The organism is Vibrio tubiashii ATCC 19109 (assembly GCF_000772105.1).
GTDB lineage: Bacteria > Pseudomonadota > Gammaproteobacteria > Enterobacterales > Vibrionaceae > Vibrio > Vibrio tubiashii.
This window is the reverse complement of sequence record NZ_CP009354.1, coordinates 3,110,765-3,123,190: the sequence shown is the minus strand read 5'-3', so window position 1 is coordinate 3,123,190 and position 12,426 is coordinate 3,110,765. Positions and strand designations below refer to the sequence as shown.

General features: G+C 45.0%; 14 protein-coding genes. 10 read left to right on the top strand and 4 right to left on the bottom strand.

The annotated features are described in order from the left end of the window. Positions 1-54: 54 nt before the first annotated feature. Positions 55-291: a YecH family metal-binding protein gene (locus IX91_RS14305; protein WP_004745040.1), complete on the top strand. Its 237-nt coding sequence runs from the start codon at positions 55-57 to the stop codon at positions 289-291. A 149-nt stretch (positions 292-440) separates the two neighbouring features. Next, on the top strand, positions 441-1,025 hold the full coding sequence (locus tag IX91_RS14300) for a YhgN family NAAT transporter (RefSeq protein WP_004745041.1): 585 nt from the start codon (positions 441-443) through the stop codon (positions 1,023-1,025). Between the two features lie 50 nt (positions 1,026-1,075). Here the strand turns inward: IX91_RS14300 and IX91_RS14295 are convergent, their stop codons facing one another. Next, on the bottom strand, positions 1,076-1,342 hold the full coding sequence (locus tag IX91_RS14295; RefSeq protein WP_004745042.1) for a DUF1145 domain-containing protein: 267 nt from the start codon (positions 1,340-1,342) through the stop codon (positions 1,076-1,078). Between the two features lie 13 nt (positions 1,343-1,355). Beyond that, complete coding sequence (gene rsmD / locus IX91_RS14290; protein WP_004745043.1) at positions 1,356-1,955, bottom strand: 16S rRNA (guanine(966)-N(2))-methyltransferase RsmD; 600 nt, start codon at positions 1,953-1,955, stop codon at positions 1,356-1,358. A gap of 210 nt (positions 1,956-2,165) precedes the next feature. Here rsmD and ftsY point away from each other — a divergent pair, with 210 nt between their 5' ends. The 6 genes from ftsY to glpG all read left to right on the top strand — a co-directional run bounded on the left by ftsY (position 2,166) and on the right by glpG (position 7,761). Continuing rightward, complete coding sequence (ftsY, locus tag IX91_RS14285) at positions 2,166-3,350, top strand: signal recognition particle-docking protein FtsY (protein WP_004745044.1); 1,185 nt, start codon at positions 2,166-2,168, stop codon at positions 3,348-3,350. A gap of 161 nt (positions 3,351-3,511) precedes the next feature. Further along, positions 3,512-4,186 (top strand): cell division ATP-binding protein FtsE, encoded by a 675-nt coding sequence (ftsE, locus tag IX91_RS14280; protein WP_004745045.1) that lies wholly within the window; start codon positions 3,512-3,514, stop codon positions 4,184-4,186. Beyond that, positions 4,176-5,144, top strand: coding sequence for a permease-like cell division protein FtsX (gene ftsX, locus IX91_RS14275; protein ID WP_004745046.1), 969 nt, complete (start codon positions 4,176-4,178; stop codon positions 5,142-5,144). Before ftsE ends, ftsX begins: the two co-directional genes overlap by 11 nt. A 183-nt stretch (positions 5,145-5,327) precedes the next feature. Then, positions 5,328-6,185: an RNA polymerase sigma factor RpoH gene (gene rpoH / locus IX91_RS14270; RefSeq protein ID WP_004745047.1), complete on the top strand. Its 858-nt coding sequence runs from the start codon at positions 5,328-5,330 to the stop codon at positions 6,183-6,185. 414 nt (positions 6,186-6,599) lie between these two features. Next, a complete protein-coding gene (gene glpE / locus IX91_RS14265) occupies positions 6,600-6,926 on the top strand; it encodes a thiosulfate sulfurtransferase GlpE (RefSeq protein WP_004745048.1) in 327 nt (108 codons plus the stop codon). 4 nt (positions 6,927-6,930) lie between these two features. Next, entirely contained in the window at positions 6,931-7,761 is an 831-nt protein-coding gene (glpG, locus tag IX91_RS14260) for a rhomboid family intramembrane serine protease GlpG (protein ID WP_004745049.1), read from the top strand. Positions 7,762-7,808: 47 nt separating this feature from the next. Here the strand turns inward: glpG and IX91_RS14255 are convergent, their stop codons facing one another. Then, on the bottom strand, positions 7,809-8,216 hold the full coding sequence (locus IX91_RS14255) for a flagellar basal body-associated protein FliL (RefSeq protein WP_004745050.1): 408 nt from the start codon (positions 8,214-8,216) through the stop codon (positions 7,809-7,811). Positions 8,217-8,381: 165 nt separating this feature from the next. On the opposite strand from IX91_RS14255, the gene IX91_RS14250 reads away from it, so the two are divergent. Together IX91_RS14250 and ubiA are read left to right on the top strand one after the other, a co-directional pair. Then, positions 8,382-8,921 (top strand): chorismate lyase, encoded by a 540-nt coding sequence (locus tag IX91_RS14250; protein ID WP_038197373.1) that lies wholly within the window; start codon positions 8,382-8,384, stop codon positions 8,919-8,921. 1 nt (position 8,922) lies between these two features. Continuing rightward, the gene (ubiA, locus tag IX91_RS14245; protein WP_004745052.1) at positions 8,923-9,777 is read left to right on the top strand and encodes a 4-hydroxybenzoate octaprenyltransferase; all 855 of its coding nucleotides are present in this window, start codon (positions 8,923-8,925) and stop codon (positions 9,775-9,777) included. Positions 9,778-9,823: 46 nt separating this feature from the next. On the opposite strand, the gene plsB is transcribed toward ubiA, so the two are convergent. Further along, the gene (gene plsB / locus IX91_RS14240; RefSeq protein ID WP_174329858.1) at positions 9,824-12,259 is read right to left on the bottom strand and encodes a glycerol-3-phosphate 1-O-acyltransferase PlsB; all 2,436 of its coding nucleotides are present in this window, start codon (positions 12,257-12,259) and stop codon (positions 9,824-9,826) included. Positions 12,260-12,426: the final 167 nt, after the last annotated feature.

Sequence of the window (12,426 nt, the reverse complement as noted above, 5' to 3'; positions counted from 1 at the left end):
AAACTTTTCTTATTGAAGGTATCCTCAATACAAACACATTATTGAGGATGGTTCATGTCAACTGAAATTCATGCCCATAACGTTCTAAACTTGCTAAGAGAACGTCCGATGTCTAAGCCAGAGCTAGAACAGGCGGTAAGTGAAGCATTTGGTGAGCAAGCGCGTTTTCGTACTTGTAAGTGCAATGGCTTCAACCTTGATAGCTTGCTTGAGTTCTTCATTGAGCGCGAAAAAGTGATCGTTAAGGATGGAATTTGGAGTGTGAATGCTGAGCGAGTGTGTAGCCACTAGGTTATAGGTTAGCCAACTCCTTGCTTGTGTCGATACTCATTTTATTGGCAAGATAAATTGCATTGATGCCTCCAAATCCTTGAACGAGATTGCTATACTTCGCCGACTTTTTATGCGCTTAGATTTATCCCGTTTTTTGGAGGCTTTTTATGGACATACTTTCCGCAGCGACCATGTTGTTCTTAATCATGGATCCGCTTGGCAATCTTCCTATTGTCCTATCTATCCTGAAACACTTAGATCCTAAACGTAGACGTAAAGTCCTGGTTCGTGAGTTGTTCTTTGCCCTGGGCATCTTGCTGCTGTTCTTGTTCGCAGGTAAGAGCATTCTCAATTTCTTACATGTCCAGCCAGAAACGTTAAGTATCTCGGGTGGTATTATCCTGTTTATCATCGCCATTAAGATGATTTTCCCAAGCGGCGGTAGTATTACTGGCTTAGCAGCAGGTGAAGAGCCATTTATCGTTCCCATGGCGATCCCTATGATTGCTGGTCCGTCAGTGATTGCTGCGCTGCTGCTACTTTCTAGCCAACACCCAGATAACCTAGTCGAGTTATCAGCGGCGGTTCTTCTGGCTTGGGGCGTGACCTTCTTTATCTTAATGTTCTATAACTTCTTCCACCGTATATTGGGTGAGCGAGGTCTAAAAGCGGTAGAGCGCTTGATGGGATTACTACTGATTATGATCTCCACCCAGATGTTCCTAGATGGTGTGAAGGGTTATCTAGCCTAGGGCTGACAGAGACAAAAATGCCGCTTTCAACAGCGGCATTTTTTATTTTCTTAAGTCATGTACTTACGACGGATATCGAGTAGGGCGAAAATACCGAAGATAAGAATTGACCACTTCTCCCATCGAGTCATCTTAATCTTGTCGCCAAAGGCACCAATGAAAATAGCCATTTGTATGCCGTGCATGATAAATAGGAATGCAGTCATGATGTAAAGTGCAATGGCTGCTTTACCTGGGAAAGGCATGAAAAAATTAAGAATAAGAATAAACCAAACAAAACCAATCGCGGCTTTGGCTAACATAATAAGTGCTTTCATTTAAGGTTCCTTATTAGCTTTGTTGTCTTTCAAACAGTCTGAAGCTGACCTGGCCTGCGTGCTTTTCTCTATGCAGATGCCAGTGGGCAGGGATTCCGTCAAGGCTCAGCTCTTTTTCTGTTTCAACATAGATCATCGCATCTTCGGCTAACCAGCCATTTTTCTCAAGTAGGGAAATTGTTTCGTTAAGTAACCCTTTACGAAAAGGGGGATCAATGAACACGACATGATGCGGTGTTCCAGGTTGCTTCAGATAACTTAGCGCATCGGTGTTGTGGGCCTGAAGGTTGATTGCTTTCAATGCCGCGATGTTCTTTTTAATCTGATTGAACGCATTGGCATTGAGTTCAATTAAAGTCACCATTTCAGCTTGGCGAGAGGCAGCTTCAAAACCAAGTCCACCCGACCCCGCAAACAAATCTAAGCATTTAGCTCGAGGAATGTCCTGTGCTAGCCAGTTAAATAGTGTCTCTTTTACGCGATCGGTTGTCGGTCTTAATCCTTCAGCATCATGAACAGGGAGTTTACGTCCTCTCCATAAGCCGCTAATAATACGAACAAAGCCAGTTGAAGGCTTTTTTTGTGATGTGTTTTGCTGGCGACGTCTTACCATAGATTTTTTGACCGCTAATAAAGTGATACTATAGCCAGTCGCTCTGCTGTGAGCGCTAACATACAGCCCAAATTTGTTGATGACAAAGTGTATACCATCCCATAGGTAGTTAAAAACTTTTCACTGTGTTGTCATTTTTCTTTTCTGTGCGTGGATAATCCGTGCGGAAAAGAGTCTGAGTTAAAATAAGACGATCTAGGATAGCCCCAGATGACGGAAAAAAAGAAGCGCGGATTACTTTCTTGGCTTGGTTTCGGCGATGAAGAGCAAACCAAGCAACCCGCTGAAGAACAACAAAATACCATTGAAGATGCTGTCGAAGAGACACCAGTTGTTGACGAGCAAGTTGAACAATCTAAAACTGAACTAGCAGAAGCAGAAGCAGAAGCAGAAGCAGAAGCAGATGCAGAAGAGGTTGTTGAAGTTGTCGAGCAACCAACTGAGCCACGTGTCGTTGAACAAGAAAAACCGACAGAAAGCTTTTTCGCTCGCTTAAAACGCAGCTTGGCTCGTACTAAAGCCAATATTGGCGCAGGTTTCTTTGGCTTGTTTAAAGACAAGCAAATCGACGATGAGCTATTTGAAGAGCTGGAAGAGCAGTTGCTTATTGCTGATGTGGGTATGGATACTACGCTCAAGATCATCGATAACCTGACCGAGAAAGCGTCCCGCCAGGATCTTAAAGATGGTGAAGCTCTATACGGCTTGCTCAAAGAAGAGATGGCAGAGATCCTATCTAATGTTGAGAAGCCACTGGAAGTCGACACCTCTAAAACCCCTTACGTGATTCTTATGGTCGGTGTGAACGGGGTTGGTAAAACGACAACCATTGGTAAGCTAGCGAAACAGTTCCAAGCTGAAGGCAAAAAAGTCATGCTTGCTGCGGGTGATACGTTCCGTGCCGCGGCGGTTGAGCAGCTACAAGTTTGGGGTGAGCGAAACAATGTCCCTGTTGTCGCGCAGCATACTGGCGCAGATAGTGCTTCCGTTATCTATGATGCAATTGAATCAGCTAAAGCGAAAGGCGTTGATGTGGTCATCGCTGATACCGCGGGCCGCCTGCAGAACAAAGCGAACCTGATGGAAGAGCTGCGTAAGATCGTTCGTGTAATGCAGAAGGTCGATGGTTCTGCGCCGCATGAAATTATGCTGACTTTGGATGCAGGTACCGGTCAAAACGCTATCAGCCAAGCCAAGCTGTTTAGTGATGTCGCGCCGCTAACGGGTATTACCCTTACTAAGCTAGACGGCACAGCGAAAGGTGGCGTGATCTTCGCACTTGCCGATCAGTTCCAAATTCCAATTCGATACATTGGTGTGGGTGAAGGGATTGATGATCTGCGCCCATTTGAAACTCAAGAGTTTATTGATGCGCTGTTTAGCCGCGAAGACTAATCCCCGTCATATTTGAAGCAGCAGCGTTGTTGACGGCAACAATTTCGCCCTAATCAAATAGAGCACCTATGCTCATAGGGCTGAATGGATTTGTCGCCTAGCTGCAACTCCAACTATTTAGGGGATAAATACAATAGAGAAGTTCATAAGAGGGATTTCGGGTGATAAAATTTCAGCAAGTGAGTAAGGCTTATCGTGGTGGACGACAAGCCTTACAGAAGGTCGATTTTCATCTTCGTCGTGGTGAAATGGCTTTTCTTGGCGGACATTCAGGTGCCGGGAAAAGTACCCTGCTAAAGTTAATCTGTGCCATTGAGCGACCTACGGATGGCAAAATCAGCTTTAACGACCACGATATCACTCGAATTCCTAACAAGGATATCCCCTTCCTACGTCGCAATATCGGCATTGTGTTTCAGGATCATCGTTTGCTGATGGACCGAAGCGTGTTTGATAACGTCGCTTTGCCGATGCGGATTGAGTCAATCTCTGAGAACGAAATTAAGCGTCGTGTATCTGCGGCTCTGGATAAAACTGGGCTGTTAGACAAGGCGAAATGCTTGCCAAGCCAACTGTCTGGTGGTGAACAGCAGCGTGTCGGTATCGCGCGTGCTGTGGTTAATAGACCAACTTTACTATTAGCGGATGAGCCTACCGGTAATTTAGACCCAGAACTCTCTAGCCGGGTACTGAAGCTATTTGAAGAGTTTAACCGTGCTGGTGTCACCATCCTATTAGCAACGCACGATATTGGGTTAGTGAACACTCGCCCACAATACCGCCATCTAGAGCTAAACCAAGGTTTTTTGAGTGAGGTGGAAGATTATGGGCACTAATAAGCGTAACAAAAACGCCAACGCCTCTCGTGCTAAAAATCGCGTCAAGAAAGACAGCTTTTTCACGGTTCATTTCAAGCAAGCTAGACTTTCTCTCGCTGAATTTTGGCAGCGGCCACTGGGTAATATTCTTACTTTAGCGGTTATCTCGATGGCATTAGCCATGCCTTCTGCTTTGTACCTATTGGGTAAGAATATTTCTGCGGCTTCAACCAATGTCACTAGTCCGTCGCAAGTAAGTGCTTACATAGAAGAGCGCACACCTGAAGCCCGGATCATGGTGCTCAAAGATGAGCTAGAAACATCGCTTGATGTGGCTAAGGTTGAATACATCTCCCCGCAGCAAGGGCTAGACGACCTCAGCCAATACTCCGGCTTTGAACAGGCACTGAGCTTGTTAGACGATTACGCACTGCCTGGCGTATTGGTGATTACACTGAGTAAAGATGATAAACAAGCGATTAAACGTCTCGCTGAGCGCGTCGCTAATGAAGACGGTATTACCGATGTTCGCTTGGATGAAGATTGGTTAACAAGACTCGACGCGATCAAAAATCTGGTCAGTGGCATCGTGATTACCTTATCAGTATTAATGCTTGGCTCTGTGTTCTTAATTGTTGGCAACACATTACGCTTTAACGTGTTAGCTAATAAAGAAGAGATCCAAACTATGAAGCTGATAGGGGCGACCAATAGCTATATTCTTCGCCCATATTTGTACTCTGGTATGTGGTTTGGTCTGCTAGGTGCGATTACAGCGTGGGTTTTAACAGCGGTAATTACAGTTCTACTTAATAGCAGCGTAGAAAAGTTGGCGCTTCTGTATGATAGCCACTTCAGATTGGTGGGTCTAAGTTGGGATGAGTCTTTACTGCTGGTGATGCTAGGAACCTTCCTTGGCTGTTTAGCGGCAAAGGTTTCAGCGCAGCGTCATCTCAAAGAAATTGAACCTGTTTAATTGAACCGGATTATTTTGTTGTTGTCATACTATTGAAAAAAGTAGACGCTACCGTATACTTTTCCTCTTGTATAGACGAATTGTTTATGCATAATAACCTTCCCCTGCTTGAAACCTGTTCATTTTAGGTTCAAGATTGGTGGGCTAAAACATACTCCAGATCAGAGATTGATGAGGACTTGAATGACTAACCAAGCATACCCAATGGCTGTAGTGACACAAGATAGCTTAGACAGCTATATTCGTTCAGTGAACAGCTATCCAATGCTAACTCCTGAAGAGGAGCGTGGACTTGCAGAGCGTCTGCATTACGACGGTGAAATCGAGGCTGCAAAAGGCTTAATCCTTTCGCACCTGCGTTTCGTTGTACACGTTGCTCGTGGTTATTCAGGTTATGGCCTTCCAATGGCTGACCTTGTTCAAGAAGGTAACATTGGCTTGATGAAGGCTGTGAAGCGCTTCAACCCTGAAGTTGGTGTTCGTTTGGTTTCATTTGCAGTGCATTGGATCAAAGCAGAGATTCATGAGTACGTTCTGCGTAACTGGCGTATTGTGAAAATTGCGACCACCAAAGCGCAACGTAAATTGTTCTTCAATCTGCGTAAGTCGAAAAAGCGTCTAGGTTGGTTTAACAACGGTGAAGTTGAAACTGTTGCGCGTGAGTTAGGTGTTGAGCCTTCAGAAGTTCGTGAAATGGAATCTCGCTTGGCTGCGCAAGATGCGACATTTGAAATGCCAACCGATGATGATGACTCAAATGCTTCTTACACTGCACCTATGGTGTATTTAGAAGACAAGTCTTCTGATGTTGCCGACAATGTTGAAGCAGCAAACTGGGAAGCACACACTAACAACCGTTTGAGCTTAGCACTAAAGAGCTTAGATGAGCGTAGTCAACATATTGTTCGTTCACGTTGGTTAGATGATAATAAGTCGACGCTGCAAGAACTGGCAGAAACGTATAGCGTATCTGCAGAGCGAATTCGTCAGCTAGAAAAGAACGCGATGAAGAAATTGAAAGCGGCGGTTGGTGAATTCTAACCTCTGACTTTTCAAAAAGAATTTAGAAAGCCGAGATCATATGATCTCGGCTTTTTTATTGCTGATCATTTATTGAGTTATTTGGATGATTATAGATCGAGTTTGTCTCATCTTGCCTGTGGGTAACTCTGTGGTAAATTTCTTTGCTATCTGTCAGAAAGCGGGGTAGATAAAGGCATCTCGACCCATTGTTCCGTGGGGATAGTTTTACTTTTACACACAATAAAATAATGATCATCACTACATATAGTGGATCAAAAATCACCGAGATACTTTATCAACGCAATCCACAGATTTATCCACAGTTGGTGGATTTATGATCGCTGGTGGATAACCTTACTGCCCTCGTGTACTTGTTGACCACTGGATAGGTTACAATGGCGTTAGATAATTACGATATAAAAGAGAAAGTTCATGGATCAGTTTAAGCATATTGATGTGGGTAGTGCGCAAAGTCTTCTTGAGCAAGGAGAAGCGCGAATGGTGGATATTCGTGACCCTCAATCTTTTGCTGTGTCTCACGCCAAAGATGCCTTCCATTTGACCAACGATACGATCGTCACCTTTATGGACGACGTGGAGTTTGAACAACCTGTGTTGGTTATGTGTTATCACGGCATTAGCAGCCAAGGTGCTGCACAGTATTTGGTTAACCAAGGCTTTGAGCAGGTGTATAGTGTTGATGGCGGCTTTGAAGCATGGCAAAGAGCCGAACTTCCGACAGAATCCAACTTAGGATAGCTTTATGTATCGACTCATCTCCCTCAATAATCCACGTATGGCACAAGCATTTATCGACTATATGGCCTCGCGCCAGATAGATATTCAGATGATGCCGGAGGGAGAAGGGCAGTTTGCATTGTGGTTGACCGATAGTCAGCATCAAATAGAGGCGGAGTCAGAGCTGCAGCAGTTTTTATCCGACCCGAATGCCAACAAATATCAAGCGGCGTCATGGGATATGGCCGAAAGCCGCAAGAATCACTTTACCTATCAATCGCCAAGTATGTTAGCCATGATTAAGGCCAAAGCTGGGCCGATAACATTATCTGTTATGGTGATCTGTTTGGTGATTTTTACCATGCAGCAACTTGGCTCTGGTAAAGGGGTGTTTGCCGCTTTGCACTTCCCAGCATTTGCAGGACAAGAATGGCAACTTTGGCGCTGGGTAAGCCATGCCGTTCTTCACTTTTCTATCATGCATATCGCCTTTAACTTACTCTGGTGGTGGCAGCTTGGTGGTGATATTGAGCAAAGGCTCGGCTCGGGCAAATTACTGCAGTTGTTTGTAGTTTCTGCTGCGCTCTCAGGGGCGGGGCAATACTGGGTTGAAGGCGCTAACTTTGGCGGCTTATCTGGTGTGGTTTATGCACTGGTTGGCTACTTATGGATGTTGGGCTACAAAGCGCCACAACTTGGACTCAGTATGCCTAAACCTATGATAGGTTTTATGCTGGTGTGGTTGGTGCTTGGTTTTGTTCAGCCGTATATGGCGATTGCCAATACAGCCCATTTAGTTGGTCTGTTATCTGGTGTGGCTCTGGGTTTGTTCGATGCAAGCCGAGCGAAAAAGTAGCAATAAAAAAACGGCGCGATAAGCGCCGTTTGATTAGCTAGTACACATTACTGATACAAGTATTTGGTAAACAGTAAGTCAGCGATAATGGTTTTGCCTGTTTCGGGTAACAGCGTCGCGTTGAGCTGCTCAACTAAGGTCTTACGTAAATCTTCACGCCCCGCCAGGGAGGTAATGGTATCTTCTGACTGTTTACCAAGCAGTTCAATCACAGCGTCGCGAATTAATGGCTGGTGCAGTTCGATCACGCCAAGGTCCGCTTCATTAGCAACCATAATATCGATTCGAACTTGGATATAGCCAAGTTTCTTGCCTTTGGTATAGAAGTTGGTGGTGAGATCTGGCTCTAGCGTAAAGTAGGCAAGTTTCGGAGCACCTTCTTCTTCGGCTAAAACAGGTAGGCTGATAAGTAAACCCAAAGCGATAAATATTTGGGCTAGGTAACGTTTAATCATATTTATAACTTTTCTTTCTTCCAATCACGATACTCGAATCGCCTGAGTCTTGTTACAATAGAGCATCTATTTGTAATAAAAATGCGTTAAGCACTCATTGTAGTGGTTAACTTTTGAGATTGAAGCTTTATTGTACGCTGATAAGGCTACTTATTGAATATTAGTATGAATCAACCAACTGCGCTTTATTTATCTGCTCTTCGCCAAGTTGAATGGCAACAACCAGAGCATTTTAGCTTTCCTACGCAAAGTGCAAAAAAATGGCTGCTAGAACAGGGCTCGTTGTCACGTTTATTAGAGTCTTATTGCCAAACGTTAAGTGTCGACCTTCTGCATAATAAAGTGATTCGAGCTGAAAAGCTAAATACGCAGGAAATAGAACTGCTGGCACGAGAAGAATGCTTGTTGAGAAAGGTGGTGCTGAAAGGAGATGGAGAGCCGTGGGTATTGGGTCGAACCTTAATTCCGCACTCTTCAATGCAAGGCCAAGAGTATGATTTAGCTCGCCAAGGTGAAATACCGTTAGGCTTGACGGTGTTCAGTGCCAATGATGTTAAACGCGATGCTTTGCAAGTTGGTTTGGTTGAGTTGGATGGCAAGCAGCTGCTTGCGCGTCGTTCGCGACTATGGATGAATCGTAAACCTATGTTAGTGGCAGAGCTTTTTCTGCCGACCGCGCCAATTTATGCAAAGGAGAGCGTTTAAAATGACGGCAGATAAAGCAGTCGCTTACTGGCAGTTAATGCGCATGGATAAGCCGATTGGGACCTTATTATTGCTTTGGCCGACATTATGGGCGTTGATTATTGCAGCTGAGGGTGTACCGAGTTTAAAAGTTTTATTTGTTTTTGTTCTTGGCGTTATCTTTATGCGAGCGGCTGGATGCGTAATCAATGATTTTGCCGACCGTAAAGTTGATGGTCATGTAAAGCGCACTAAGCTACGCCCGTTACCATCAGGAAGAGTGACCTCTAAAGAAGCTATCGGGCTGTTTTTAGTCTTAGCGATCAGTTCGTTCCTACTTGTGCTGAGTATGAATGCGTTAACCATTCAGCTCTCATTTGTTGGCATCTTCCTCGCGTTCATTTACCCATTTATGAAGCGCTATACTCATCTGCCACAGCTGTTTCTTGGTCTCGCTTTTAGTTGGTCAATTCCTATGGCTTGGGCTGCCGAGGCGAACGAAGTCACCATGATGACATGGTTTATCTTTACTATTAATGCCCTATGGACTATCGCCTACGACACCCAATATGCCATGGTAGATAGGGATGATGACCTGAAAATTGGCATTAAATCGACGGCAATCTTGTTTGGTCGGTTAGATAAAATGGTGATTGGTGTCTTGCAGCTCGCCACTCTTGCCATGTTGATGTACGTCGGGATTTGGTTTGAGCTTGGTGCAAGCTACTACTGGAGCTTGCTGATTGCTGGCGCTTTATTTGTGTTTCAGCAGCATCTTATCCGACATCGAGAGCGAGACTTGTGCTTCAAGGCATTTCTCAATAACAACTATGTCGGCATGATTGTCACCATAGGCTTGTTTATTGCTTTCTGGTAAACAAAAAGGGCATCCATTGGATGCCCTTTTTCGTACTTAGTTGGTTTTATTTAGTCCCAGTCGCCTGACAGATACTTTCTTTGATGGTTAGGCGAACTTCTGGGTAGAGCATAGAGTAAAGCAGGTTGGCTAATTCTGTGCTCTTATCACTATCGCAGTTACCGTCATTGTCGAGGTAAGCTTGTTGTTTCAATGCCGTAAACAGTGCAGAGAAAACGCCCTTATCAAAGAACTCTGGGGCATTAATGCCATGTAAACGACCTAAGCGTTGCGCGATATCTTGGCTCTTAAGCTCTAAGTCGGCTTTACCCAGCTCTGGGTTTGCCACTAACAGGTTAAGTGCAATCGCATAGCGTTGCAGTGTTTCGGTAATGGTGCGACCAAGCAGAACCAAGACTTGGTTGTTCGCTTGGTTAATCGCCACATTTTGCTCGCTATCGATGGTCACTAAGCCTTGGTGAGCGATCTCTTCGATGTACGCCTCAGTCAGTTCACCGAGCTTCTCTTCCTCAATACTTAAGAACAGCTCTTGTTTTAAGAATGGATAAACGAGAGCCACATTTTGCTTGATCTGCTCTAATGACAACTGCTGATGGCGAACCAACATTTGAGCGATTAATGACGGCAGCGCCAATAAATGGATGATGTTGTTGCGGTAGTAAGTCATTAGAATCGATTGATTTCGATCCAGCGAGACAATTTCACCCATGCTGTCTGTTTCGATAAGGAACTTATCCAATGTCTCGGCATGTTTGACCAACGCTTGTGCATCATCTTCAGGCACCGTGTAGGTTGAAGAGTAAGGCACATTCTTAAGGATCGATAAGTAACAATCGATCTGATTGACTAAGCTATCGCGGGACAAAGCACGTTGGCGTGAAGCGAGCAGGGCGGTTGCACATAATGTGAGTGCGTTAGTCGCAGCCGCATCGTTAATGTGTGTCATCATCTTGGTGGCTAAGCCATTGACTACTGGGTTGAGCCATTGTGGTTTAGTTGCACCCATAGGATCGATATCTTTAGTCCACTCTGGTGCATGCTCGTTCAGATATTGGTTCAGTGGAATCGGCTCACCGAAGTTAACGTACCCTTGGCCGAAGTTGCGTAGCTTGCGAATCGTGCGCAGCACTAAGCCGGCATTTTCTTTTTCTTTGCGCTTACCACGTAGCTCTTTGGCGTAAGTCCCCACCTCCATAACATGCTCATAGCCGATGTAAACCGGAACCAGTGTTACTGGGCGATTTAGACCACGCAGCATGGCTTGGACTGTCATAGCTAGCATACCGGTTTTCGCTTGTAGTAAGCGGCCAGTGCGCGAACGTCCGCCTTCACTGAAGTATTCTACTGAGTAGCCTTTAGCAAACAGCTCTGCTAGGTACTCACGAAAGATAGTCGAGTACAGTTTATTGCCTTTAAAGCTACGGCGAATAAAGAACGCGCCACCACGGCGGAAGATAGGTCCCGCAGGGAAGAAGTTAAGGTTAATGCCTGCCGCAATGTGTGGAGGAACCATCCCTTCTCGGTAAAGCACGTAAGAAAGCAGCAAATAGTCCATATGGCTGCGGTGACAAGGCACGTAGACGATCTCGTGGCCATCTTGCGCCAGTTTACGTACCGTAGCGGCATTGGTGATATTCAAGCCTTGGTAAATACGATTCCACAACCAGCCGAGTAGGCGTTCGCCATTCTTTATCAAGGAGTAAGAGAAGTTTGCTGCAATCTCATCCATGATAGCGTGCGCTTCTTTGCGCACTTTTTCAATTGGCACACCTTTAGACTTTGCTTCGTCTTCGATAACTTTTTCAATCGCTTTTGATTTCATCAGACGATTAAATAGTGCTTGTCGACTTGGCAAATTTGGCCCTGAAGCGGCTAGCTTCTGACGAGAAAAGTGGATACGTGCCACGCGTGCCAACTTATGAGCAATCGAAGCATCGGTGCCATGTGAATCCGCCATGTAACGCAGAGAAACCACAGGGCTAATACGCACTAAACAGTCACGACCAGAGAGCAAAACAGCTTTGGCTTTTTGTGGACCGTTTAAAGACTGTAGATAAGGCTTTTGCTGCGATTCTTTACCTGGCTTACGTCCCCAAAGGACCGTTGCAGGGATCATTTGCACATCGAGTTCTGAATCAAACTTGTGCAGTTCAAGCAGATCAGAGAAAAGCGTCACTGATGTGCTAGGTACATCTTGATCGCTGTCCATTACGGTTTGGCGAGCAGAAGTAAAGACGTAGCGGTTAAGTGCTTTGCCGTTGATTTCGACTGGCTCTAGCGGGTCGGGTAAACCAAGTGCAATGACTTGTTTTTGCAGCGCGAGGAGATCAACAGCTGAGCGATATGGCAGAGCGTAAATAATGGGCTTGTTTATATCAATGCTATGATCTTCAATAGGATTTGAAGGAATTGTGGTCCCTTTAACTAACACTGACATAGGCAGTTTTAGTAAGGTGCGCGATAACATTCGTCCAGAAGACATAAGGTTCTTAGCCTCAAAAATAGATGGTTTGCATAAGCACATTTCCATTTCTCTAACTATAGAACTGGGAATGCGCCCAAGCGTGTATTTTTATAGCGGGCAAGGATAACAGAAACTGGTCGAACCTTTTACTTATTATTGATTAGGAAAACGTCAATTTTTAAGTC

Coding starts and splice junctions, on each gene's coding strand:
- IX91_RS14305 (WP_004745040.1), top strand. CDS start 55: ATGTCAACTGAAATTCATGCCCATAACGTTCTAAACTTGCTAAGAGAA.
- IX91_RS14300 (WP_004745041.1), top strand. CDS start 441: ATGGACATACTTTCCGCAGCGACCATGTTGTTCTTAATCATGGATCCG.
- IX91_RS14295 (WP_004745042.1), bottom strand. CDS start 1,342: ATGAAAGCACTTATTATGTTAGCCAAAGCCGCGATTGGTTTTGTTTGG.
- rsmD (WP_004745043.1), bottom strand. CDS start 1,955: ATGGTAAGACGTCGCCAGCAAAACACATCACAAAAAAAGCCTTCAACT.
- ftsY (WP_004745044.1), top strand. CDS start 2,166: ATGACGGAAAAAAAGAAGCGCGGATTACTTTCTTGGCTTGGTTTCGGC.
- ftsX (WP_004745046.1), top strand. CDS start 4,176: ATGGGCACTAATAAGCGTAACAAAAACGCCAACGCCTCTCGTGCTAAA.
- rpoH (WP_004745047.1), top strand. CDS start 5,328: ATGACTAACCAAGCATACCCAATGGCTGTAGTGACACAAGATAGCTTA.
- glpE (WP_004745048.1), top strand. CDS start 6,600: ATGGATCAGTTTAAGCATATTGATGTGGGTAGTGCGCAAAGTCTTCTT.
- glpG (WP_004745049.1), top strand. CDS start 6,931: ATGTATCGACTCATCTCCCTCAATAATCCACGTATGGCACAAGCATTT.
- IX91_RS14255 (WP_004745050.1), bottom strand. CDS start 8,216: ATGATTAAACGTTACCTAGCCCAAATATTTATCGCTTTGGGTTTACTT.
- IX91_RS14250 (WP_038197373.1), top strand. CDS start 8,382: ATGAATCAACCAACTGCGCTTTATTTATCTGCTCTTCGCCAAGTTGAA.
- ubiA (WP_004745052.1), top strand. CDS start 8,923: ATGACGGCAGATAAAGCAGTCGCTTACTGGCAGTTAATGCGCATGGAT.
- plsB (WP_174329858.1), bottom strand. CDS start 12,259: ATGTCTTCTGGACGAATGTTATCGCGCACCTTACTAAAACTGCCTATG.